A 24,488-nucleotide genomic window follows, 5' to 3' on the forward strand; every position below is an offset into this window, starting at 1 on the left:
ATTACTATTGTTAAAGTAAAGGAGTGAACATCCTTGGAAACTTGGCTCTCCATTGCCCTTGTTTTCATTCAATTATGATTGAGAAACAGCGCCGTAGAGGCCAAACTGTGGGCAAAATAATAGCAAATTTAACCTTAAATTAAAATCTTATCATTTTGACCAACATAGCAACTTACGACTAAAGTTCTGCTAATTTTGACCAAATATGCCAAGTTTTTGCTTTCTCATACCCGATTAATTAAACGATGTTCCTACGATCAAATACACAGCATCCAAATCTTGCTCGGTACGACCGTATGCCAACATTATTGGTCCTATTGGTGAGTCAACACCAAAGAAGATGGAGCCAGCATTGTAAAGCGGCGCTTCGTTTAGTTTCAGATCATTATCAGACCAAACACCGCCATATTCGACCGATGCGCCCAGGTAGACTGGAGCTTCAAACAATCCGAAATCATTATCAAACCACTTATATCGGTACACCAAACTGCTGAAAAATAAGTTCTGTCCGATCAGGCTATTTCTTGGGATTCCCGATAGGCTTAAGAAGCCGCCCAACTCTCTGGGATCAAGCGGTAAAGATGAGTTTTTACTCTCTACAAAACTATATTCAGCATGTCCGACTAAAGTATGACGCTGATGACTCACTGCACCTTTAAATCGTGCAGAGATTTCATAAACGGTATCTTCAATAATTTTGTCAGTTTCTAAAAGGCTAACGCCTTGAGGACTTTGATCATGAGACACTAAATATTCGAGATCGACTAAAAGCCCACGAGTCGGAAATGCGAAATCATCAAGTGTATCTAGGCGATAATTGGCAAACAGGCCACGACGTTCAAAATCCAATTTACCAGCAGAAGCCAAAGTAGAAAGCTCAATATCTCCGGTTGAGTAGCGAGCGCCAAATCGAAGTTCTTGCCACAATGTGGGTTGGATACCTATCGCTAACTCTGTTGTAAAATCATCGTAAGTGACCGGAAAAAAGTCATTTACTGACTCTAAATCTGGTGCTTGAGGCTCTGTTAAAGGTAAGTTTCGGCTCTCACTACCATAGGAAATTCGCCCCGATACAAAAAGTTCTTGGCTAGATAAAACAGGGGAATACAACTCAGCTTCAATCAGCTTATCCGTGCCCATTTCTACGTTGAACGCCAACTCCGCGCCATGAGAGTTTAAATTGGTAAAGTTGGTCGATATTCCTATGCCGTACTGGCTATCTGTATCGAAGTCATCTTCAAGAAAAAATCGGAAGTTGAGATAATTAGGCCCCCACGACTTCTCGTTAACATCAAAAACCAACAATGTCTCACCATCAACCTCTTCAAAGTGATAAGTGATGAGCTCGAACCGATCTAACGCGTAGAGGTTTTCAACGGCTTTCTCAATTTCGGCCGTTGAAATACGACGTCCGGTTTCTAGTTCAATACGATTCGTCAACAACACATCGCTGTAGTGCGTATTATTAACAATCACTATGTCATCAACCACACGCTGATCGCCATAAATCAAAGTTTTACGAACTTCTTGTTTGCGATCGATGTATTTTTGATAGTCCGCATTGGACAAGCGCAACCCTTTCAGCTTGTCTTTTAACTGCTTGGTAATATCGTACCCAGCTTGAAAAGCCCAAGGCATTTTGTCGAACTCGACAGTTTCCATGGTGCCCACATTGGGACGAATATAGATATCTTGAGGTTCAAGCTCGTCCACTTGCTGTTGTGTACTACGACGAACGAGATAGTTAGAGAGTTGGTCCGCGACAGTAAACAGCCCCGTAAATTCATCTTCGGTTTTGTAATCGGTGCTAATATCGACGGCAATAACGACATCAGCCCCCATGGCGCGAGCCACATCGACAGGCATGTTATTGACGACACCGCCATCAACAAGCATATGGCCATTGAGCTTATAAGGAGGAAGCGCTCCTGGTACAGACATGCTAGCCATCATGGCGTCCACAAGGTAACCATTGCCCAGTACGACTTCTTCTAGGGCAAGAATATCTGTCGCAACAGAACGATAGGGAATGGCAAGATCATCAAAAGAATCGAATCGCCCTAAGTTCCCTGTAGTCTCACGCAATACTCGCAACATGTTCTGGCCTTGCACCACACCCGTTGGTGCTCGTACCTCACCGAACCTTAAGCCGAGATCGGTATTAATTTGATAGCGGTCTTCATACTCTTTGTCACGAACTCGACGTTGGCTACGGTCAACACGATCTCGATAACCGCTGCCCCAATCGACGGTGTAGATAAAACTCTCGATTTCATCAGCACTCATCCCCGTGGCATAGAGCCCACCCACATAGGCGCCCATACTGGTACCGGTCACAATATCGACAGGGATCTGCATTTCTTCCAATGCTTTTAAAACTCCAATGTGTGCCGCCCCTTTCGCTCCGCCACCAGCGAGCACAACCGCCACCTTTGGTCGAGGTTCCAAGTCATCCGTTTTTGTTAGAGAGTTTGCGAGGGAAACAGAAGGAGTGATCATCAAAAAGGTACTAACCCAAAGCGCAAAGTTGCGAACCGATGGGCTTGATAACAGCTTTTTGAACATTCACTTCTTCCTTTATTGAATATCTGATCAAGTAGGGCGTGCTAGCAGTACTGTACTAACACGCCCTAATATGTACTAAGAATTAATCAGATAAACAAGCTAATGTTGTTGATTTGGCGATGCTACCAATCAAATATGCTATTTAACCAGTTTGATTTCTTCTCACACTGTTGCTTTATCTGACCGGTTTTATCCCAAACCGGCAGTTTGTAATCACTACGGCAGTTCATTTCTAAACCTCCATCAGATGTAGGCTTGAACCCTAATGTGGTGATTTCTCTTGGCCATGGGAGCTCTAAGCGCTCAGGAATACGCTGCTTCAAGTACTCTGCGTACACTCGTAATGCACCACTCGACCCCGTTAGATTCACGGGTTTATTATCGTCGCGGCCTAGCCAAATTGTCGTCACCTCACGACCATCAACACCGACAAACCAACTATCGCGGTTGTCATTACTGGTACCCGTTTTTCCTGCCAATGCAGCCCAACCAAACTGGCTTTGTAAGAAGCGGCCAGTGCCTTGAGCAACCCCTTGTTTCATCGCGTAGGTCGTTAGCCATGCGGCTTGTTCATCCACGGCTCTTGATGAACGAGGCAAGGATTGATACAGCACATTACCTTCCATATCCATGACTGAGCGCAGAGCGGTCAGTTTTGCACGCTTACCTGAATTCGTCAGAGTCTGATACATCTGTGCAACTTCGAATGGCGTCAAAGAAAACGAACCCAAAAACATCGAAGGCACTGGGCGAATTTCGTCTTTGTTCACGCCCAAACGCTCTAAAGTATTGGACACTTCAGGAATGCCAAGTGCCATACCTAAGCGCACGGTTGGTACGTTAAGTGATTTCGCTAAAGCAATGTAAAGTGGCACATCACCACGATATTTTCTATCGTAGTTGCGCGGCGTCCACACGTTACCTTTACTGCTCTTCAGACTTAACGGCGTGTCGTGTAGCGTCGTGCCTAGGTTGTATTTATCCGGTTGTTCTAGAGCCGTTAAGTAAATCGCTGGTTTCACTAAAGAACCAATCGGACGACTGGCATTGAGCGCGCGGTTAAAGCCTTCATAACCGACACGTTTACCACCAACCATCGCACGGATTTCACCACTATGGCGATCAACGGCCACAGCAGCGGCTTCTAACTCTTTACCACCCCGTTTAGCTAGTTCTGGGATCTTTTTCGCGATAGCTTGTTCCATTTTGCTTTGCGATACTGGGTCCAGAGACGTAAACACGCGCAGTCCGGTCTCTGCTTTAAATCGCTCCCCAACTTTTTCTTTTAATTCAATGCTCAATTGTTGGAAATAAGCTGGCTGACGGCTCGCAATACGTGGCTTGCTTTGCGTATCGAGTGGACGACTTACAGCTTGTTCATACTGCTCTGAAGTCAACATGTTTTGCTGCATTAACAGGCGCAGAACGAGATCACGACGCTCTTTCGTTCTCTCAGGGTAACGAATTGGGTTGTAGTAAGACGGCCCTTTTACCATCCCAACTAACATCGCCAGTTGATCGATTCGCAACTCCTGGATTGGCTGCCCAAAATAGTAACGCGACGCCAAGCCAAACCCGTGGATCGCTTCACCTCCACTTTGACCTAGGTACACTTCGTTTAGGTAGGCTTCTAAGATACGATCTTTGCTGTAACGGTAATCCAAAATTAGCGCGATATACGCTTCTCGAACTTTACGCCACAGTGTTTTATCACGAGTCAAAAATAGGTTTTTTGCCAATTGCTGAGTCAGCGTACTACCACCTTGAACAGTACGACCCGCCTTAATGTTCGCAACCAATGCACGTGCAATCGCGAGCGGTGACACCCCGTCATGTTGATAAAAATCCCGGTCTTCGGTCGCAAGCAGTGCATCCACCAAAATTTCAGGGAACTGATCACGACGTAAGAAAAGGCGCTGTTCATCACGGTCTTTCTCCAGCATGCCCAACATCTTCGGTTCTAGGCGCAAGTAACCAAGGTCTCCTCGAGATTCTAAAGACTGAATACGTTGCAAGCCGGAATCAGAGAAATGCAGCATAATGTGACGATCCGGCTCGGGACCATCGGCAAACTCGAATGGACGACGAATCAATTCAATCCGAGTGGAAGAAGAGGAATATTCGCCTGGGTAACGAGGTTGACTCACTTTACGGTAATTCAACACATCTAGCTCGTTGCGCAGTTCTTGGATGGTGATATTCTCACCAGGGCTTAGATTCAAGATACGGGCATAAACCACCGTTGGCAGCTCAAACAGCTGGCCTTCAAAGCGTTCTTTCACCACACTATCTAAGTAAATCCCAACAAACAGCAAAACAGCGGCAAGTGCAACGCCAGCTTTCCAGCTAAACGACCACAGAACTTTCAACCACGAACGTTTCTCGTTAGTCGGCTTTTTACTCGGCGTACGTCGAGTCTGTTTTGCGGCTCCTTTATTGGTTGTACTTTTCTTCGCTGGCGCTTTTTTCGCGCTAGGCTTCTTGCTGTCAGTCATTATTCAATTGTCTTTTTGTTTTCGTTGTTGCTACATGATTGGCAGGATCATCTGGCCAAACGTGTTTTGGGTAGCGCCCTTTCATCTCTTTTTGAACGTCTTTGTAGCTTCCGTTCCAGAAAGCCGCCAAGTCCGACGTTACTTGCAATGGACGTTGTGCCGGTGAAAGCAGTTCAAGCACCAAACGCTTGCGGCCAAGAGCCAACGTTGGGGAACCACTCTCCCCAAATACTTCTTGCATACGCACCGATAATATCGGCTCATGGCCATATTGGTAACGGATACGCTTCTTTGAACCTGTGGGCAGTTGGTAATGCTCAGGTAACCATTCATCCAGTTGTTGATTGAGTGGCCAACCTAATCGAGCATTAAACGCTTCGACCAAGTTTATCTTGCTCAGGTCTTTAACCGAACTGACAGACGTCATGTATGGTTCTAACCACTCCTCTAATGAATCCAGCAAACTGACTTCATCAAACATTGGCCATGACTGCTCAGGTAACCATTCCACCGCACAACGAATCCGAGCTAACAAGCTCTCCGCTGCCGGTGTCCAGTTTAGACTCTGTAAGCCCTGGCGGCGGACATACGTGAGTAAAGCTTGTGTCATTTTTTCTTTGCCCGGGCTTGGCAACGGCTCGCGTTCAACGACCAGCAGACCGAGTTTTGTTTGTCGCTCAGCTATTAGACGGCCTCTTTTTTCATCCCAGTCCACTACTTCTTCAGACGAAAATAGCGTATCAAAGGTCGTTCGCAATATATTGACATCCAATTCACATGCCGAATGAATTTGACTTGAATTAGAATGAGAACGCATTAAGTCAACGGCAACCAAATACTCACAGCCACCTAGCATGTCTTCCTGACGACATTCTGCACCATGACCATTAGCCAAAGTAAATCGCCCAAATTGATTTGTGCGCTGCTGCGCAATGCGATCTGGAAATGCCAAACTTAACACCAGCGGTAATGCATCTTCATCCACGCCTTTCAGGTCAAACACCGTATCCAATTTGTACGCTAGAGATTGAGCACGCTTGAACAACATCGACTTTTTTGGATGAGTACCAACAAGCCAACGATGCAAGCTATGAGCGATATTGGTAACATTTCTCTCTGGCTCTTCAATCAGTGCGACCGCCGCCAAAGCAGCATTTAACATCTTATCACTGTAAGATTGCGCTTTAATTAGCATCGCAGCCGCACGAGGCTCAACGCCTAGTTCATGCGCCTGTTTTCCTTCGGACGTTAATTGCCCTTTTTCCGTCAGTAGTCCCAATGACACCAATAGCTGCTTCGCTTGTTCCAATGACGCATTAGCGGGAACATCAAGCCACTTTAGATCGTGGATATCACTCGCTCCCCAAAAGGCAAGCTCCATAACTAAACTAGCTAAATCGGAATGCAAAATTTCGGGTTGGGGAACCAGCGGTTGCTGCTTGAACTGGTTTTCAGAATAAAGACGAACACAAATGCCCTCTTCTATTCGTCCCGCTCGTCCTGCACGCTGAATCGCTGAAGACTGTGCAATGCGTGTTTGCTCTAAGCGTGTTAAACCGTTTTTCAAATCAAAGCGGGCAATACGCTCTAACCCAGAATCAACGACGAGGCGAATGCCTTCAATCGTTAGTGAAGTTTCTGCAATGTTGGTCGCTAGAACGACTTTACGCTTACCTTGTTCTGCTGGCGTAATCGCTTTTTGTTGATCTGCAAAGCTCAGTTGACCATAAAGTGGGCATACGTCGATATCATCCGCTAAATGAGACAACCGCTCTTCAACTTGTTTTATGGCACCAACACCCGGTAGGAAAGCTAACAAAGATCCAGACTCTTTGTTCATAAGACTTTCTATTGTTTTTGCCATACTCGTAGGTAAATGCTCGTTCACACCTAACGGCTGGTAGCGCATTGCCACATCAAAGCTGCGCCCTTCAGATTCAATGTAACTGGCTTCTGGCAACAGCGATTGTAATGCTTGTTGATCAAGCGTTGCTGACATTACCACCAGCTTGAGATCGTCTCGCAATGCCTCTTGAACTTCTAAACTGAATGCCAAAGCGGTATCGGCATGAATGCTGCGTTCATGAAACTCATCAAAGATCAGTAGATCAACCCCATCCAACTCCGGGTCTGTTTGGATCATCCGAGTCATAATCCCTTCGGTTACGATCTCCAGCTGCGTTGCTGAGCTTACCTTTGCCTCACCACGGACTCGATAACCCACGCGTTGACCTACTTGCTCTCCCAATTGCTCAGCAAGATAACGGGCAATGTTACGCACCGCGAGTCGTCTTGGCTCAAGCATGATAATTTTTCCATCAACCGAATGATTTAAGAGTAACTGCAAAGGGAAGTAAGTCGACTTACCGGCACCAGGCGCCGCTTTTAAGATCACTTGATGTTGATTTTTGACCGCCGTCAGCAACTCAGGCATCACGGCTTCAATCGGCAATTGTGACAAAGGAAATACCTTATGGTGTAATGGTGGCAACATTGTACATAAAAAATTTTTTGTCTAAATAAGCAAATGCATTTCACACCCGCTTTAGAGTCCGCCACTCTACTCAAACGCTATAAACGCTTTCTTGCCGATATCGAGCTCGATACTGGTGAAATCCGTACAATCCACTGCGCAAATACAGGTGCAATGACGGGTTGTGCAACGCCCGGAAACAAAGTTTGGTTTTCTACTTCCGACAACCCGAAACGAAAATACCCCAATAGTTGGGAGTTGAGTGAAACCGAACAAGGCCACCGTATTTGTATCAATACCGCGCGCGCCAATCAATTAGCCGTAGAGGCTATTGAAAATAATGTCATTTCAGAGCTTTGTGGTTATGACACACTTCAAACTGAGGTGAAATACGGCAATGAAAATAGCCGAATTGATATCTTGCTCAGCGCAGACGACAAGCCAAAGTGCTATATAGAAGTGAAAAGCGTCACTCTTCTTGATGAGACCGACTCTACTGGACAAGGATACTTCCCAGATGCGGTCACGACTCGGGGACAAAAACACCTGAGAGAGCTCACAGAAATGGCACAAAATGGAAGTAGAGCCATACTTTTATTCACTGTTTTACATTCAGGTATTGAAAAAGTATCCGCGGCGCACCATATAGACGCGAAATATTCACTATTACTCAAACAAGCACAAGACGCTGGAGTGGAAGTTCTCTGCTACAAAGCTGAACTGAGCGATACTGGAATGAAGCTGATTTCCGCTATTGATTTTATCAATTAAGAGAAAAAATGATGTCGTCTTCACATTGACGATAACTTTGCGATTCAGTATTTGCTTGCACCGCCTCTTTTTGCTATAGATACCCGCCTTAAATTGACTGCGTAGCAGTTGACTAGGTGTAAGTAGGAGATGCTGTATGCCAGAATCAAAGAAGAAAACGATAGGCATCCTAGCCATTGCCGGCGTGGAGCCATATCAGGAAAAACCTGGTGAAGAGTACATGTCACCAGAGCAGGTTGAACACTTTACGAAAATCTTAACAGCTTGGCGCGACCAGCTAAGAGCTGAAGTGGATCGTACTGTTCACCACATGCAGGACGAAGCAGCAAACTTCCCAGATCCAGTTGACCGCGCCTCTCAAGAGGAAGAGTTCAGCCTAGAACTGCGTAACCGTGACCGCGAACGCCGTTTGATCAAGAAGATTGAAAAGACTTTGGATAAAATCAAAGAAGACGATTTTGGCTTCTGTGAGTCTTGTGGCGTAGAGATTGGCGTTCGCCGTCTTGAAGCACGTCCAACCGCTGACCTTTGTATTGACTGTAAAACACTTGCAGAAATCAAAGAGAAGCAAATGCAAGGTTAATCACCCAGCATTATGATTGTTGAAGGGAGCTCAGGCTCCCTTTTTGTTTTGGCTACCTTCGCACCCTATTTGTTTACTAAATTCGAGATACACGCATGACACGCTATGTAGGTCGATTCGCCCCATCTCCTTCTGGTCCACTGCATTTTGGTTCACTGATTGCCGCTCTTGGCAGTTATTTTCAAGCGAAAGCACAAAACGGAGCTTGGTTAGTACGTATTGAGGACTTAGACCCACCAAGAGAAATGCCAGGTGCAGCGCAACTTATCCTAGAGGCACTCAAGGCCTATCAGCTGCATTGGGATGGAGAAGTGGTATACCAGAGCGAACGTCACGACCTTTACCAAGCTCAAATAAACAAATGGCTCGAAAATGGAGAAGCTTATTATTGCCAATGTACTCGTAAGCAAATTAAAGAGCATGGCGGTTTTTATCCTGGCACTTGCCGCGATAAAAACTTGAAAGACGGCGCGATTCGCCTAAAAATGACCAAGCCTGTCGCTCATTTCCTCGACCAAAAGCGGGGAACCATTACTATTCCAGAGCAACTCGTTAATGAAGATTTCATTATTAAACGTCGAGATGGATTATTTGCTTATAATCTTGCGGTAGTATTGGACGACATCGACCAAGGCGTCACAGAAGTCGTGCGAGGTGCAGACTTAATCGAGCCGACAGGGCGTCAAATTAGCCTGTACCAAATACTTGGTCAGCCTGAAGTTAGCTACTTGCATTTACCATTGGCGATGGACAACAACGGCAATAAATTGTCGAAACAAAATCACGCGACGGCTATTGATATAGATACACCAAAACCTACTCTATTGCGCGCCATGACATTTTTAGGTTTCGAGATACCTGAAACCGTAAGGGCGGCCAACATAGAAGATATTCTTCGTTGGGGCTGCGAAAACTGGCGGTTGGAACAGCTTCCAGCAGAGATCGAGATCACACCGTGATTCTCAAATGGCATTGTGTAGGCTATCATTAGCCGCAAATTAGGCCCTAGAGGCGTATAAAACTAACCAAAGCAAGATTGGATTAAACCCAGTTATTGCCAGATGCACATGAATACAAACGACTATACACCAAGCGAACCTGCCACAATTCCAGAGCTCGCTCTCAATGTAATAACTCGTGAAGAGCACAACATTTCGCGTAAGCAGATCAGTGATAATGCGCTGAAGGTACTGTACCGCCTAAATGGTGCTGGTTTCGATGCTTTTCTTGTGGGTGGCGGGGTTCGAGACTTACTGCTTGGACAAAAACCAAAAGATTTTGACATTGCGACCAACGCAACGCCGGAACAGATCAAACAGCTATTTCGTAACTGCCGTTTGATTGGTCGCCGCTTCCGCTTGGCTCATATTATGTTTGGCCGAGACATCATTGAGGTTGCGACGTTCCGTGGTCACCACCAAGAGCAAAAGAATAAGAGCATTTCTCAGCAATCAAAAGAGGGTATGCTGCTGCGTGACAACGTCTACGGCACCATCGATGAAGATGCTGAGCGCCGTGATTTCACGATTAACTCGATGTACTACAACATCGCAGATTACTCGATTCACGACTACGCACGTGGTATTGAAGATTTAGAAGATCGCCTAATTCGACTGATTGGTGATCCAGAAACACGCTACCGTGAAGACCCTGTGCGCATGCTGCGTGCGGTTCGTTTCGCGGTAAAACTAGACTTTGATATTGAAGAAGACACCGCAGCGCCAATCGAACACATGGCACCGTTGCTCGGTGACATTCCGTCAGCGCGTCTTTTTGAAGAGTCACTCAAATTATTGCAATCCGGTCATGGCTTAGAAACCTACCACCTACTGCGTGAGTACAACCTATTCCAGCAACTATTCCCGACGATTGCAGCGCACTTTACAGAAGATTACTCCTCTCACACTGAGCAGATGTTGGATCTTGTCCTAGATTCTACCGACATGCGCATCGAAGATGGGAAACGCATCAATCCAGCATTTATGTTTGCTGCAATGCTGTGGTACCCACTGTGTGCGAAAGCCGATGAACTGATGGAAGAGCGCAACTTAGGCCATTACGACGCCATTATGGAAGCGAGCAACATCATTCTTGACGAGCAAGTTCGCACAATTGCCATTCCAAGACGCCACACCGCAACCATTCGCGAGATTTGGCAGTTACAGCTTCGTCTTCCACGACGTAACGGTAAACGTGCATTCCGTCTTATGGAGCTCAATAAATTTAGAGCTGGCTTTGATTTTCTTGAAATGCGCGGTGAAATTGAAGGTGGTGACACTCAGAAGCTTGCCAAGTGGTGGGAAACTTTTCAAAATGCAGGCCGAGAAATGCGTCAAGCAATGGCTGCCGACTTAGACGGTCAATCACCGAAAACAGGCCAGCGCCGCCGTAAAACTTATCGCAAGAAAAAGAGTAAGCCCAAATCATGATTACAGCGTACATTGCGGTAGGCAGTAACTTGGCTGATCCTGTCAGCCAAGCGAAGCAAGCGATTGAAGCATTAAAAACGCTGCCTAAATCAGAGTTTGTTCAAGCTTCTTCGCTATACAGCAGCACGCCAATGGGGCCACAAAACCAACCGGATTACATCAATGCGGTTGTGTCTATTAACACCAGTTTGACGCCTATTGAATTGCTCAATTGCACACAAGCCATAGAGCAAGAACAAGGGCGTGTCCGTAAAGACGAACGCTGGGGACCAAGAACCTTGGACCTCGACATTGTGCTTTATGGCAATGAGGTGATTAATTCCGAGAGGCTGATCGTTCCTCATTATGGAATGAAAGAGCGTGAATTCGTACTCTACCCTCTTGCGGAAATTGCACCAAGTTTACAACTCCCTGATGGGACCGAGGTCTCTAAACTACTGGAACAAGTAGATAGAAACGGCCTCAGTATCTGGCAGTCATAGCCAACTCCTAGTAAGGATAAAACCATGAAAAAAATGACCATCAACGACCTAATCAAGTGGAAGCAAGAAGGTCGTAAATTTGCTACTTCAACCGCTTATGATGCGAGCTTTGCCCAACTGTTTGAAAGCCAAGAAATGCCAGTACTTCTTGTTGGTGATTCTCTAGGTATGGTTTTGCAAGGTCACAACGATACTCTGCCAGTAACGGTCGATGATATCGCTTACCATACTCGTTGCGTACGCGCTGGTAGCCCAAATTGTTTGTTGATGGCAGACATGCCATTCATGAGCTACACCACGCCAGAGCAAGCTTGCGAAAATGCGGCTAAACTGATGCGTGCTGGTGCCAATATGGTAAAAATTGAAGGTGGTGACTGGCTTGTCGACACGGTGAAAATGCTCACTGAACGATCAGTTCCAGTTTGTGCTCATCTTGGTTTAACTCCTCAAGCTGTTAATATTTTTGGTGGTTACAAAATCCAAGGTCGCGATCAAGAAAAAGCAGACCGCATGGTAAAAGACGCATTAGCGCTGCAAGAAGCAGGCGCTCAAATCGTCTTACTAGAATGCGTACCAGCTGAGCTTGCTGAACGTATTACGCAAGTGCTTGACGTTCCTGTTATCGGTATTGGTGCAGGTAACGTAACAGATGGTCAAATTCTCGTAATGCATGATATGTTTGGTATTTCTGCCAACTACATGCCGAAATTCTCCAAAAACTTTCTTGCTGAAACAGGTGATATGCGCAAAGCCGTTACTAAATACATTGAAGATGTAGCCAACGGTGTATTCCCAGACGACGCTCATACCATTGCCTAGAGGATAAATGCATGCAAACTTTTGCGGAAATCTCAGCAGTTCGTGAACACCTTAAAACCTTTAAACGTGAAGGTCGTAAAGTGGCGTTTGTCCCTACCATGGGCAACCTTCACGAAGGCCACTTAACCTTAGTGCGTAAAGCACGCGAATACGCTGATATCGTTGTCGTAAGCATCTTTGTTAACCCGATGCAGTTTGATCGTGCAGACGATTTAAATAATTACCCACGCACGCTAGAGGAAGACTTAAGCAAGTTAACCTCTGAAGGGGTCGATGTGGTATTTACGCCAACACCAGAAGTTATCTACCCAGAAGGTCTGGACAAGCAAACCTTCGTCGATGTCCCTGGCCTATCAACAATTCTCGAAGGCGCGTCTCGACCAGGTCATTTCCGTGGCGTGACGACGATTGTGAATAAGCTGTTTAACATCGTACAACCGGATGTCGCGTGCTTCGGCGAGAAGGACTTCCAACAACTTGCTGTTATCCGCAAGATGGTTGATGACCTAGCAATGGACATTGAAATCATCGGTGTACCAACCGTACGTGAAATGGACGGTTTAGCAATGAGTTCACGCAATGGCTTGCTTACGCTGGACGAGCGTCAACGTGCGCCTGTACTTGCTCGTACAATGCGTTGGATCAGCAGTGCCATTCGCGGTGGCCGCGATGACTACGCATCGATCATCGAAGATGCAAGCGACCAACTTCGAGCTGCAGGTCTGCACCCTGATGAGATCTTCATTCGTGATGCTCGTACATTACAAGTGATCACACCAGAAACGACACAAGCTGTCATTCTGATGTCTGCGTTCCTAGGCAAGGCTCGTCTTATCGATAACCAAACGGTAGATATGGTTGTCGAAGCGAAGGAAGAAGCTGAATCTAACAATACAAACTCAGAGAGCGCAGAGTAAGCTCTGAGTCATAAAAGTAAAAAGGTCGACTCTTAGTCGACCTTTTTATACTCTACGTATAGACGCAATCCAACCCTTCAGGGCGAGTTTTAAACCGCTTGTGCAGCCACATCCACGCTGGAATATCACGTTTTATCATTTTCTCAAGCTCTTGGTTCAAGATGCTTGCCGCTTTAATCGCATTACGTCTCTCGAAACGCTCGCTAATGTCTTTTCCAATGTACAGCGTGTAATGGTGATTTTTACTCACTGTAACGCCAGATATAACCGCGCACTTTGTTGCATCAATGAGAACACTAGACCCGACGGTACTCGCCGCTTGTTCAACAGCAAAAAACGGCGCAAAAACAGAATGGCTAACGCCATAATCATGGTCGGGCAAATACCAAAGTCGATGACCATTCTTCAGAACTTTGAGCATTGATTTCACGTCTTTTCGATCAATCATTTGATGTCCAAAACGAGTTCGACCTCGATGTTGAATAAACTCATAAGCAGGATTCGAATTTGGGCGATAAACGCCATAACCTTGGGCAAACTGGCTAAAAATACGAGCGGTTATCTCCAAGTTTAAATGGTGACTGCACACCACCAACACACCACGTCCATTATTTTCCTCAGCGAGTAAACGATCTTTTCCAACAATAGAGGTTATCCGACGTATCCGCCAATCTGGCCAAAACCAAGCGATACCGGTTTCGATGATCGCCATTCCAGTATATTGAAAGTTTTTTCGTACTACGTCCTTACATTGCCAATCCGTAAAATCAGGGAAACACAGCTGGAGATTACGCAGAGCGATCTTGTGTCGGCGCTTCATTACATGCATCGCAATACAGCCGATGCTTCTACCTAAGATTCGCAATACTACGTATGGCAGTACATTAACAAGAATCGCTAAAGATCCAAATGCCAGCCATACAGACCAATATTTGGGCTTAAGTAACTGATAGGAGAAAGGCGGCGGCGGGACAATATTCATAGGATCACTCATTTATTACAAATGATTGAAACCTACCATGATAAAAACCGAAAAATTGTATGGGTATGTATTGTTATGCACGCGAAAGAGCAGCGTGAATCGCCGCTCTTTGCTTTATGAGAATGGCTTAGCTTCTTAGCCCAATCCCTTTGGTTACTAGATAATGCGCAATGGCATACAGTGCAACAACAAACACTACAAGTACACTAAATGAAGTGACAATGCCCACATCCGAGACACCTAAAAAGCCGTAGCGGAACGCATTCACCATGTAGACGATTGGGTTGATCTTAGAAACGCCTTGCCAAAATTCAGGCAGCAGACTAATCGAATAAAAGACTCCTCCCAAGTAAGTTAAAGGAGTCAATACAAACGTAGGGATGATCGAAATATCATCAAATGTTTTTGCGTAAACCGCATTGATCAAGCCACCGAGAGCAAATACCACCGACGTCATGAAGACAGTCGCGACAATAATGCCCCAGTGCTCCACTTGCAAATCAACGAACAAAAGTGACACACAAGTAACAATTGCACCGACCAACAAACCTCGAGTCACGCCGCCCATCACATAGCCAGCAATAATCACATAGTTTGGTACCGGTGCCACCAGCAGTTCTTCAATATTCTTCTGTAGCTTTGCACTAAAGAATGAAGACGCAACATTCGAGTATGAGTTGGTGATCACCGACATCATGATCAAACCTGGAACAATGTACTCCATGTAACTAAAGCCGCTCATCTCACCAATTCGAGAGCCAATAAGATTGCCGAAAATGATGAAGTACAACGTCATCGTAATGGCTGGCGGCACTAAGGTTTGCACCCAAATACGTGTAAAACGAGTGACTTCTTTGCTCAGCAAGCTGCGAAATGCCGTCCAATATAAACCGTACATTTAATTACTCCCCTCTCTTACAATGCTGACAAACAACTCTTCAAGTCGGTTGGCTTTGTTACGCATTGAGAGAACTTTAATGCCATGCTCTGTTAACTGACTGAATACCGAATTCAATCCTTGGCTTTTATCTAGTTCTATCTCTAAAGAGCCATCAACAATACTTTGTCGATTAACACCTTCAAGCTCAGGCACCTCGACTTCTGACTCAATATCCAAGATAAATGTCTCGACGCTTAGCTTACCTAGTAACGCCTTCATGGTGGTATTTTCAATCAGCTCACCACGATTAATAATGCCGATATTTCGACACAGCATCTCCGCTTCTTCTAGGTAGTGTGTCGTTAAAATAATCGTAATTCCTTGCTCTTGGTTGATCTCTTTCAGAAACCCCCACATTGAGCGGCGTAGTTCAATATCCACTCCAGCCGTTGGTTCATCTAAAATGAGTAATTGCGGCTCGTGCATCAAAGCTCTTGCGATCATTAAACGACGCTTCATCCCACCGGATAGGTTACGAGCACGCTCTTGGCGTTTTTCCCATAAATCCAATTTTTTCAGGTATTTTTCTGCTCTTTCTTTGGCTAACACTTTAGACACACCGTAATAGCCAGCTTGCTGCATCACAATTTGCTCAACGGTTTCAAACTGGTTGAAGTTGAACTCTTGTGGCACCAAGCCTAAATTCTGCTTGGCCAATTCGAGGTCGGTATCAATGTCATAACCGAAAACTTTCGTCGTTCCGGAGGTTTTATTCACTAAGGAGGAAATGATGCCAATCGTGGTCGATTTTCCTGCACCATTGGGACCCAGAAGCGCGTAGAAGTCACCCTTTTTCACTTGGAGACTTATACCTTTTAACGCCTCAAAGCCACCTGCATACGTCTTGCGCAGTTGTTCAATTTCTAATGCGTACATAAGGTCTTGATTGCCGTTTGTTTGTGATTACTAATACCGACTCATATTTAGCAGCGGTTTACTACAAAATCGCCTTGGGTATCGTATTGGAGGTCCATCAGTTTATCGTTGAATAACGATGATTACAAATAAACCTTTCGATAATATTGGAAATATAACCCTTACCTCGTAAAGGTTATCTCTGAGTAAGACAAAATAGAGCATAAAAAAACGCAACAGGACACTGTTGCGTTTTTAACTGTCAGAATGATTACGCCGTTATGCGCTGATACTGGTCTGCCTCAACATGTGCCACCGCCGCATTCAATGCTTCGTAACGGAATTGGTACATATTTTCATCAGGCACAAGGTCAATCACATGGAATTTCTCTAGCTGTTCTCGTGTTCGCTCATTCGGGCATAATAAATACACGGCACAATTGGCATCGAGAGCATCCTTAATCGCATTCTCTAACGCCAAACCGACGGTCACATCAATCATTGGTACATCCGTAAGATCGAGAATCATCACGTCATAGTCCGAAATACTAGAGTGCTGACGTGAAATGGCTTTAGAAACACTAAAGATCATCGGACCGGAAAGATAAAAGAACAGCACTTTACCATTAGCACGATCCAACAAACCACGCTCGCTGTCAGTCAGCGGCACATCATCTTCATCCGCGTCGCTGATCGCTTTTACTTGTCGCGCCTGCTCTCGGCTCAAACGCTCGATGATGATAATGTTCGAGATAAAGACGCCTAAACCCACCGCAACGATAAGATCAACGAATACTGTAAGCAACATAACGCCATACATCACCGCCATTCCGGAAAAGCTTACCTTATGTGCCCTCTGAATAAAGCTCCAGTCTAGGATGTTAAAGCCAACATACACCGCAATGCCTGCTAACACAGCCATCGGGATTGGCTCTGTTAATCCGCCAGCAACCAGTACAACCAACGCCAACATTAGTGCACGAATCACACCAGATAATGGCGAACGAGCCCCAACTTGGATATTCGTTACCGTCCCCATGGTAGCCCCCGCCCCCGGCAGCGCACCAAACAAGCCTGAGATCATGTTAGCTAACCCTTGACCTCGCAGCTCTTTATCTGAGTCGTGTTCTTTACGAGTTAATGAGTCACCGATAACCGCCGTTAACAAAGTATCAATACAACCTAATGTGCCGAGCACTAATGCATCAATGACCATCTCGACAAACATATCTGTGTCAATATAAGGGGCGACGAGAGAAGGTAACCCAGCAGGAATTTCACCGATACGACGAATATCTTCTGTATCAAAGAGAATCACAGACAATAAAGTCACCGCGACCAATGCCACGAGCTGTGCAGGAACGTATTTACGATATTGCTTAGGGAAGAAAAAAAGAATCCCCAAAGTCAGTAGTCCCAAAAACAACTCACTGAACTTAAGGTTAGAAATGGTCTCCGGCAAAGCAGATAACGTTCCGAGTACTCCCCCTGAAGGCGCAGCATGCCCCATCAAAGGCGATAACTGCAGAATGATAAGAATCACACCAATGCCAGACATAAACCCGGAAATAACGCTATAAGGCATTAAGGTAACGTATTTACCCAGTTTTAACGTCCCCAATAGGATTTGGAACGCGCCAGCCATCATGACAACCGTGAAAGTCATAGCCATGCCCGTTTCTGGGTATTTCGCCATCATACTGGTTAATACTGCGGTCATGATTACCGTCATTGGCCCTGTCGGTTCTGATATTAACGTATTAGAACCACCAAATAACGAGGCAAACAAACCGACCATTATTGCTCCCCAAAGGCCGGCCTCAGCACCGGCTCCGGATGCAACACCAAACGCTAACGCCAGAGGGAGAGAGATAATCGCCGTGGTTACCCCGCCAAATACATCCCCTTTGAAATTGATATCTTCAAAACGACTACCGAACACTGCTGATTTTCCCTGCATTCAATTTTAAAAAGTAAAATATCACTACTTTAACGAGCTAGGCGAAAATTTAAACCATAAATAGATTAAGGCTAAATTCACACCACAAATAGTTTCACCAGATTTTACTTTTTTCTTAATGAAAACTAGTCAGATGAGTCCTATCTGACGAATATTTAACGAGATCGAAATTGTAACATTGTGTATAGTTACAACACTGATCGCTTGCATGTGCACACAAACAGCGGCAGCGATTTTGTCTTTTAAGGGAAGTAGTTTGCAAAATGCCGGAAATAAAACAGTTATTTGAAAACAATTCGAAATGGTCTCAAGAGATCAAATCTGATCGACCTGAATACTTCGCAAAACTCGCTGAGGGGCAAAAGCCTGATTTTCTTTGGATTGGCTGCTCTGATAGCCGCGTCCCTGCCGAGCGACTAACCGGACTATACTCAGGTGAACTCTTTGTTCATCGGAATGTTGCAAACCAAGTTATCCATACTGATCTCAACTGTCTATCCGTCGTCCAGTACGCCGTAGACGTTCTTAAGGTTAAACACATCATTGTCTGTGGACACTATGGATGTGGTGGCGTAAATGCAGCCATTGATAACCCTAAGCTAGGTCTTATTAATAATTGGCTGTTACATATCAGAGATATCTATTTCAAACACCGCACTTACCTAGATCAAATGCCGCAACAAGATCGAGCGGATAAACTAGGCGAGCTTAATGTTGCAGAGCAAGTGTACAACTTGGGTAACTCAACCATCCTGCAAAACGCTTGGGAGCGTGGACAAGATGTTGAAATTCATGGTGTGGTATACGGAATTGAAGATGGTCGCTTAGAGTACTTAGGCATTCGTTCTAACTCTAAGGAAACCGTAGAAGCGTCTTACCAGAAAGCTCTTTCGACGATTCTAAATACAGATAACAAGCTGCTTTGTCGCTAAGTCATATCTAAAAGTTGAACAAAAAACGCCCATCTTAGATGGGCGTTTTTTTTATATTTTTAATGCTGATCTCAATGATTATTCTTGAGGTACAACTTTACCGATGTATGGTAAGTGGCGGTATTTCTGCGCGTAATCAATACCCACCCCAACGACAAATTCATCTGGAATTTCGAAACCAATCCAATCCACAGGAACATTCACTTCACGACGAGATGGCTTATCTAGGAGCGTACAAATAGCGATAGACTTCGGCTCACGTAGCGAAAGAATCTCACGGATTTTATTTAGTGTGTTACCAGTGTCAATGATGTCTTCAACAAGCAGAATGTCTTTACCTTTGATGTCATCATCCAAATCTTTCAAGATACGAACGTCACGTGAGCTTTCCATCGTATTGCCGTAGCTTGACGCTGTCATAAAATCAACTTGGTGAGTCAGTTCGATAGCACGTGCCAAGTCTGCCATAAATACAAATGAGCCACGCAATAAGCCTACCAACACAAGATCTTCACTACCTTGATAACGCTCTGTAATTTGTTTGCCTAATTCACGAACTCGCTCCTGAACTTCTTGCTCAGAAATCATGACTTCTATTGTATGTTTCATACTGTGCTCAATCTAAATTTGTGGGTTGAGGTAAGTCGCACGCAAACGATCACCTAATCTTACGGCGTGTAGTGTATCACCACGTTCATTGGGTTGAAAGTCACATCCTGTTGCCAAAAAATCTTGGAAGAAGGTCTTAGTTTTATAAAGTTCATAGCTAAATTTATCAATAATAATGACATTACTGTATATAAATTGTTCTACAGATGTTGACCTTGTGCATATGCACCATTACACTCATCACTGCTTTAAGCAACTATTAAAATAATCAATTAGGGGGTTACCCCCAATATCAACTCAAATGGCAAGGAAAATGGATATGGACTCAATTGCAAAGAGACCTAGAACTAGGCTTTCTCCAATTAAGCGTAAGCAACAGCTAATGGAAATCGCATTGGAAGTATTTGCGCGCCGCGGCATCGGTCGTGGTGGTCACGCAGATATCGCAGAAATTGCTCAAGTTTCTGTGGCGACTGTTTTTAACTACTTCCCTACACGCGAAGACTTGGTGGATGAAGTTCTCAATCACGTCGTACGTCAGTTCTCAAACTTCCTATCGGATAACATAGACCTAGACTTACATGCACGTGAAAACATCGCCAATATTACTAATGCGATGATCGAGCTTGTCAGCCAAGACTGTCACTGGCTAAAAGTATGGTTCGAGTGGAGTGCTTCAACACGTGATGAAGTATGGCCATTGTTTGTTTCAACTAACCGTACTAACCAGTTGCTGGTACAAAACATGTTCATTAAAGCAATTGAACGCGGTGAGGTGTGTGACCAGCACGATTCAGAACACTTGGCAAACCTGTTCCACGGTATTTGTTACTCACTGTTTGTCCAAGCGAACCGCGCTAAAGGTGAAGCGGAGCTGAAACATCTAGTGAATTCATACTTAGATATGCTTTGCATTTACAACCGTGAACACTAAAGCTTAGCTCGTAATATATGTCAGCCCACCGTTTGGTGGGCTTTTTATTGTCTGCTAAGCACACATTTATATTCCTATATAACAAGCATAAAAAAACCGCTGCAATGCAGCGGCTTCTATCATTCAGTCAGAAAAAGCTTACTTCTTCTTAACTGCTTTTTTGTTTGGCAGATCAGTGATTGAACCTTCAAATACTTCAGCAGCTAGACCTACAGACTCGTGTAGAGTTGGGTGAGCGTGGATAGTCAGAGCGATATCTTCTGCATCACAGCCCATCTCAATTGCAAGGCCGATTTCACCAAGTAGTTCACCACCGTTAGTACCAACGATAGCACCACCGATTACGCGGTGAGTTTCTTTGTCGAAGATTAGCTTAGTCATACCGTCTGCACAGTCAGATGCGATTGCACGACCTGATGCTGCCCATGGGAATGTTGCTACTTCGTACTTGATGCCTTCTTCTTTCGCTTCTTTTTCAGTCTTACCAACCCAAGCCACTTCTGGCTCAGTGTACGCAATTGAAGGGATAACTTTAGGGTCGAAGTAGTGCTTCTTACCAGAGATAACTTCAGCAGCTACGTGACCTTCATGCACACCTTTGTGAGCAAGCATTGGTTGACCAACGATATCACCGATCGCGAAGATGTGAGGAACGTTAGTACGCATTTGCTTATCAACGTTGATGAAGCCGCGCTCGTCAATTTCTAGACCCGCTTTTTCACCGTCGATTAGCTTACCATTTGGTACACGACCGATAGCAACTAGAACCGCATCGTAACGCTCAGCTTCAGCTGGCGCTTTCTTGCCTTCCATTGAAACGTAGATACCGTCTTCTTTTGCTTCAACTGCTGTTACTTTCGTTTCTAGCATTAGCTTGAACTTGTCTTTGATACGCTTAGTAAATACTTTCACGATATCTTTGTCTGCTGCAGGAATTACCTGGTCAAACATTTCAACAACTTCAACTTTAGAACCTAGAGAGTGGTAAACCGTACCCATTTCTAGACCGATGATACCACCGCCCATGATAAGCAGTTTTTCTGGCACTTCTTTTAGTTCTAGAGCGTCAGTAGAGTCCCAAATACGTGGGTCTTCATGCGGGATAAATGGCAGTTTGATTGGACGAGAACCAGCCGCAACGATTGCGTTGTCAAAGTTAACAACTGTTGGCTCACCTTCGCCTTCTACAAGGATAGAGTTAGGGCCAGTGAACTTACCGTAACCGTTAACTACTGTTACGTTACGCATCTTAGCCATACCGCTTAGGCCGCCAGTTAGTTGGTTAACAACTTTTTCTTTCCAGATGCGGATTTTGCTGATGTCTGTTTGAGGCTCACCGAACACAACGCCGTGGTCAGCCATCGCTTTCGCTTCTTCAATTACTTTAGAAACGTGAAGCAGTGCTTTAGATGGGATACAACCCACGTTCAGACATACACCGCCAAGCGTGCTGTAACGTTCAACTAGTACAGTTTCAAGACCTAAGTCCGCACAACGGAATGCAGCGGAGTAACCAGCAGGACCAGAACCAAGTACAACAACTTGGGCTTTAATTTCTTTGCTCATTTTGACCTCTTGTAGTCATTATCCCTAACAGGCTGAGTGGGTATCGATTTTTTATGTTTAAGAGAGATTTGTTTTAAACAGTTATTTTCAGACCGCTAACAGTTTACAGAGATGTTAATGGTGTGAAAAGTAAATCAATTTAGCCTGTGAGCTAGACAACAATTCGATTGTGAAAACCCTGAACGAAGCAAGGCTGATAACCAAATTGTCGGTAATTATGATTAGCAGAGGCGGCTAAGTTGCCGCCTCTCATTCATCTAATTTCTATTACAGAACTAGACGACGAATGTCAGATAGACATGAGTTTAGGTAAGTGATGAAGCGCGCACCTTCAGCACCATCGATCACACGGTGGTCGTATGATAGAGACAGTGGAAGTTGTAGACGCGGTTCGAACTCTTTACCGTTCCATACCGGTTTCATTTCTGACTTAGACACACCTAGGATACCAACTTCTGGTGCGTTTACGATTGGAGTAAACGCTGTACCGCCGATACCGCCTAGGCTAGAGATAGTGAAACAGCCACCTTGCATGTCAGCCGCAGTTAGCTTACCAGCACGTGCTTTCTTAGAAACCACCATTAGCTCTTCAGATAGCTCGTAGATGCCTTTCTTGTTCACGTCTTTAAATACAGGAACAACTAGACCGTTTGGTGTATCTACCGCGATACCAACATTCACGTATTTCTTCAGAATTAGGCTCTCACCGTCTTCTGATAGAGAAGAGTTGAACGCTGGGAACGCTTCAAGCGCTTTAGCTACCGCTTTCATGATGAACACAAGTGGTGTGATCTTCATGCCAGTGTCTTTCTTCGCTTCAATCGCGTTTTGCTCTTTACGGAATGCTTCAAGAGCAGTGATGTCTGCGTTATCCCACTGTGTAACGTGCGGGATCATTACCCAGTTACGGTGTAGGTTTGCGCCAGAGATCTTCTTAATGCGAGATAGCGGTTGAACTTCTGTCTCACCAAACTTGCTGAAGTCCACTTTTGGCCATGGTAGTAGACCAAGAGCCGCGCCGTCGCCTTTGCCAGATGCTGCTGCACCTGCGCCAGACTCAAGACGCTTAAGTGCATCTTTCACGTAAGCTTGAACGTCTTCTTTTAGGATACGGCTCTTACGACCAGAACCTTTAACCTTAGAAAGATTAACGCCAAATTCACGCGCTAGACGACGAACAACTGGAGACGCGTGAGCGTACTCATCGTTTTCTTTGAAATCGCCAGTCGCTGCTGGAGCTGCTGCCGCTGGAGCTTCTGCTTTAGGAGCCGGAGCTGCAGGTGCTGCCGCTTGAGCTGGAGCTGCTGCAGGAGCAGGTGCTGCACCCGCCACTTCGAATACCATGATTAGTGAGCCAGTAGACACTTTGTCGCCAGCTGCAATCTTGATTTCTTTAACTGTGCCAGCGAATGGTGCAGGAACTTCCATAGAAGCTTTGTCACCTTCAACAGTGATTAGAGATTGCTCTTCTTCCACTGTGTCGCCAACAGCAACCATGATCTCAGTAACTTCAACTTCGTCGCCGCCGATATCTGGAACGTTCACTTCTTTTGCCGCAGACGCTGCTGGAGCTGCTGCCGCAGGAGCTTCAGCAGCCGCTGGTGCTGCTGGAGCGCCTGAACCTGCTGTTTCGAACACCATGATAAGTGAGCCAGTCGATACTTTATCGCCTGCTGCAACTTTGATCTCTTTTAGAGTACCTGCGAATGGCGCTGGAACTTCCATAGAAGCTTTGTCGCCTTCAACAGTTAGAAGAGATTGCTCTTCTTCGATGCTGTCGCCAACGGCAACCATGATTTCAGTAACTTCTACTTCATCACCACCGATGTCTGGTACGTGAACTTCTTTTAGTTCTGCCGCTGCTGCTGGAGCTGGAGCTGCTGCTGGAGCTGCTTCTGCCGCAGGAGCAGGTGCAGCGTCAGCTGCACCCTCGGCTTCGAAAATCATGATTAGAGAACCAGTAGAAACCTTGTCGCCTTCTGCAACTTTGATTTCTTTAACGATACCCGCTTGAGAAGCAGGAACTTCCATAGAAGCTTTATCGCCTTCAACTGTGATCAGAGACTGCTCTTCTTCAACCTTGTCGCCAACGCTTACAAGAATCTCAGTAACTTCAACCTCATCCGCACCGATGTCTGGTACATTAATTTCGATTGCCATTTCTTATCTACCTTCT

General features: G+C 45.3%; 19 protein-coding genes. 9 read left to right on the forward strand and 10 right to left on the reverse strand.

The window, feature by feature from the left end; translation table 11 throughout:
* Nucleotides 1-234: 234 nt before the first annotated feature.
* From R7035_RS10315 to hrpB, 3 genes are all read right to left on the reverse strand, one after another.
* On the reverse strand, nt 235-2,565 hold the full coding sequence (locus R7035_RS10315; RefSeq protein ID WP_005380018.1) for a patatin-like phospholipase family protein: 2,331 nt from the start codon (nt 2,563-2,565) through the stop codon (nt 235-237).
* Between the two features lie 122 nt (nt 2,566-2,687).
* The gene (mrcB, locus tag R7035_RS10320) at nt 2,688-5,060 is read right to left on the reverse strand and encodes a penicillin-binding protein 1B (RefSeq protein WP_017820402.1); all 2,373 of its coding nucleotides are present in this window, start codon (nt 5,058-5,060) and stop codon (nt 2,688-2,690) included.
* Nucleotides 5,053-7,521, reverse strand: coding sequence for an ATP-dependent helicase HrpB (gene hrpB, locus R7035_RS10325; protein WP_318146119.1), 2,469 nt, complete (start codon nt 7,519-7,521; stop codon nt 5,053-5,055). Before hrpB ends, mrcB begins: the two co-directional genes overlap by 8 nt.
* 66 nt (nt 7,522-7,587) lie before the next feature.
* On the opposite strand from hrpB, the gene sfsA reads away from it, so the two are divergent.
* From sfsA to panC, 7 genes are all read left to right on the forward strand, one after another.
* Complete coding sequence (gene sfsA, locus R7035_RS10330; RefSeq protein ID WP_017635909.1) at nt 7,588-8,304, forward strand: DNA/RNA nuclease SfsA; 717 nt, start codon at nt 7,588-7,590, stop codon at nt 8,302-8,304.
* A 136-nt stretch (nt 8,305-8,440) separates the two neighbouring features.
* Nucleotides 8,441-8,887, forward strand: a complete 447-nt coding sequence (gene dksA, locus R7035_RS10335) for an RNA polymerase-binding protein DksA (protein WP_005386584.1) — start codon at nt 8,441-8,443, stop codon at nt 8,885-8,887.
* A gap of 95 nt (nt 8,888-8,982) precedes the next feature.
* Nucleotides 8,983-9,846 carry a tRNA glutamyl-Q(34) synthetase GluQRS gene (gluQRS, locus tag R7035_RS10340; protein ID WP_005386586.1) on the forward strand — a complete coding sequence of 288 codons (864 nt, stop codon included), beginning with the start codon at nt 8,983-8,985 and terminating at the stop codon, nt 9,844-9,846.
* A gap of 102 nt (nt 9,847-9,948) precedes the next feature.
* A complete protein-coding gene (gene pcnB, locus R7035_RS10345) occupies nt 9,949-11,316 on the forward strand; it encodes a polynucleotide adenylyltransferase PcnB (RefSeq protein WP_005386589.1) in 1,368 nt (455 codons plus the stop codon).
* Nucleotides 11,313-11,798, forward strand: a complete 486-nt coding sequence (gene folK, locus R7035_RS10350) for a 2-amino-4-hydroxy-6-hydroxymethyldihydropteridine diphosphokinase (RefSeq protein WP_005380007.1) — start codon at nt 11,313-11,315, stop codon at nt 11,796-11,798. Before pcnB ends, folK begins: the two co-directional genes overlap by 4 nt.
* A gap of 24 nt (nt 11,799-11,822) precedes the next feature.
* Nucleotides 11,823-12,617, forward strand: a complete 795-nt coding sequence (panB, locus tag R7035_RS10355; protein WP_005386592.1) for a 3-methyl-2-oxobutanoate hydroxymethyltransferase — start codon at nt 11,823-11,825, stop codon at nt 12,615-12,617.
* An 11-nt stretch (nt 12,618-12,628) separates the two neighbouring features.
* The gene (panC, locus tag R7035_RS10360) at nt 12,629-13,534 is read left to right on the forward strand and encodes a pantoate--beta-alanine ligase (protein WP_005380005.1); all 906 of its coding nucleotides are present in this window, start codon (nt 12,629-12,631) and stop codon (nt 13,532-13,534) included.
* A gap of 52 nt (nt 13,535-13,586) precedes the next feature.
* On the opposite strand, the gene R7035_RS10365 is transcribed toward panC, so the two are convergent.
* The 4 genes from R7035_RS10365 to R7035_RS10380 form a co-directional block, all read right to left on the reverse strand.
* Nucleotides 13,587-14,516, reverse strand: a complete 930-nt coding sequence (locus R7035_RS10365; RefSeq protein ID WP_064368757.1) for a Kdo(2)-lipid IV(A) acyltransferase — start codon at nt 14,514-14,516, stop codon at nt 13,587-13,589.
* Nucleotides 14,517-14,643: 127 nt separating this feature from the next.
* Complete coding sequence (locus tag R7035_RS10370; protein WP_064368758.1) at nt 14,644-15,414, reverse strand: ABC transporter permease; 771 nt, start codon at nt 15,412-15,414, stop codon at nt 14,644-14,646.
* Entirely contained in the window at nt 15,415-16,332 is a 918-nt protein-coding gene (locus R7035_RS10375; RefSeq protein ID WP_005380000.1) for an ABC transporter ATP-binding protein, read from the reverse strand.
* A 250-nt stretch (nt 16,333-16,582) separates the two neighbouring features.
* On the reverse strand, nt 16,583-18,253 hold the full coding sequence (locus R7035_RS10380) for a SulP family inorganic anion transporter (RefSeq protein WP_005379997.1): 1,671 nt from the start codon (nt 18,251-18,253) through the stop codon (nt 16,583-16,585).
* A gap of 281 nt (nt 18,254-18,534) precedes the next feature.
* Here R7035_RS10380 and can point away from each other — a divergent pair, with 281 nt between their 5' ends.
* On the forward strand, nt 18,535-19,203 hold the full coding sequence (can, locus tag R7035_RS10385; RefSeq protein WP_005379996.1) for a carbonate dehydratase: 669 nt from the start codon (nt 18,535-18,537) through the stop codon (nt 19,201-19,203).
* Nucleotides 19,204-19,281: 78 nt separating this feature from the next.
* Here the strand turns inward: can and hpt are convergent, their stop codons facing one another.
* Nucleotides 19,282-19,812, reverse strand: a complete 531-nt coding sequence (hpt, locus tag R7035_RS10390; RefSeq protein ID WP_005379995.1) for a hypoxanthine phosphoribosyltransferase — start codon at nt 19,810-19,812, stop codon at nt 19,282-19,284.
* Between the two features lie 319 nt (nt 19,813-20,131).
* Between hpt and opaR the strand changes: the two genes are divergently transcribed.
* Nucleotides 20,132-20,746, forward strand: coding sequence for a transcriptional regulator OpaR (opaR, locus tag R7035_RS10395; RefSeq protein ID WP_005379994.1), 615 nt, complete (start codon nt 20,132-20,134; stop codon nt 20,744-20,746).
* Nucleotides 20,747-20,884: 138 nt separating this feature from the next.
* Here the strand turns inward: opaR and lpdA are convergent, their stop codons facing one another.
* Nucleotides 20,885-22,312: a dihydrolipoyl dehydrogenase gene (gene lpdA, locus R7035_RS10400; RefSeq protein ID WP_005379993.1), complete on the reverse strand. Its 1,428-nt coding sequence runs from the start codon at nt 22,310-22,312 to the stop codon at nt 20,885-20,887.
* A 267-nt stretch (nt 22,313-22,579) separates the two neighbouring features.
* Nucleotides 22,580-24,472 carry a pyruvate dehydrogenase complex dihydrolipoyllysine-residue acetyltransferase gene (aceF, locus tag R7035_RS10405; RefSeq protein WP_132936923.1) on the reverse strand — a complete coding sequence of 631 codons (1,893 nt, stop codon included), beginning with the start codon at nt 24,470-24,472 and terminating at the stop codon, nt 22,580-22,582.
* Nucleotides 24,473-24,488 lie beyond the last annotated feature (16 nt).

This window comes from Vibrio sp. 1731, assembly GCF_033339955.1.
Lineage (GTDB): Bacteria > Pseudomonadota > Gammaproteobacteria > Enterobacterales > Vibrionaceae > Vibrio > Vibrio alginolyticus.

Excerpts from the sequence above, each read along its gene's own strand:
- R7035_RS10315 (WP_005380018.1), bottom strand. The coding sequence starts at position 2,565 with ATGTTCAAAAAGCTGTTATCAAGCCCATCGGTTCGCAACTTTGCGCTT.
- mrcB (WP_017820402.1), bottom strand. The coding sequence starts at position 5,060 with ATGACTGACAGCAAGAAGCCTAGCGCGAAAAAAGCGCCAGCGAAGAAA.
- sfsA (WP_017635909.1), top strand. The coding sequence starts at position 7,588 with ATGCATTTCACACCCGCTTTAGAGTCCGCCACTCTACTCAAACGCTAT.
- dksA (WP_005386584.1), top strand. The coding sequence starts at position 8,441 with ATGCCAGAATCAAAGAAGAAAACGATAGGCATCCTAGCCATTGCCGGC.
- gluQRS (WP_005386586.1), top strand. The coding sequence starts at position 8,983 with ATGACACGCTATGTAGGTCGATTCGCCCCATCTCCTTCTGGTCCACTG.
- pcnB (WP_005386589.1), top strand. The coding sequence starts at position 9,949 with ATGCACATGAATACAAACGACTATACACCAAGCGAACCTGCCACAATT.
- folK (WP_005380007.1), top strand. The coding sequence starts at position 11,313 with ATGATTACAGCGTACATTGCGGTAGGCAGTAACTTGGCTGATCCTGTC.
- panB (WP_005386592.1), top strand. The coding sequence starts at position 11,823 with ATGAAAAAAATGACCATCAACGACCTAATCAAGTGGAAGCAAGAAGGT.
- panC (WP_005380005.1), top strand. The coding sequence starts at position 12,629 with ATGCAAACTTTTGCGGAAATCTCAGCAGTTCGTGAACACCTTAAAACC.
- R7035_RS10365 (WP_064368757.1), bottom strand. The coding sequence starts at position 14,516 with ATGAATATTGTCCCGCCGCCGCCTTTCTCCTATCAGTTACTTAAGCCC.
- R7035_RS10370 (WP_064368758.1), bottom strand. The coding sequence starts at position 15,414 with ATGTACGGTTTATATTGGACGGCATTTCGCAGCTTGCTGAGCAAAGAA.
- R7035_RS10375 (WP_005380000.1), bottom strand. The coding sequence starts at position 16,332 with ATGTACGCATTAGAAATTGAACAACTGCGCAAGACGTATGCAGGTGGC.
- can (WP_005379996.1), top strand. The coding sequence starts at position 18,535 with ATGCCGGAAATAAAACAGTTATTTGAAAACAATTCGAAATGGTCTCAA.
- hpt (WP_005379995.1), bottom strand. The coding sequence starts at position 19,812 with ATGAAACATACAATAGAAGTCATGATTTCTGAGCAAGAAGTTCAGGAG.
- opaR (WP_005379994.1), top strand. The coding sequence starts at position 20,132 with ATGGACTCAATTGCAAAGAGACCTAGAACTAGGCTTTCTCCAATTAAG.
- lpdA (WP_005379993.1), bottom strand. The coding sequence starts at position 22,312 with ATGAGCAAAGAAATTAAAGCCCAAGTTGTTGTACTTGGTTCTGGTCCT.
- aceF (WP_132936923.1), bottom strand. The coding sequence starts at position 24,472 with ATGGCAATCGAAATTAATGTACCAGACATCGGTGCGGATGAGGTTGAA.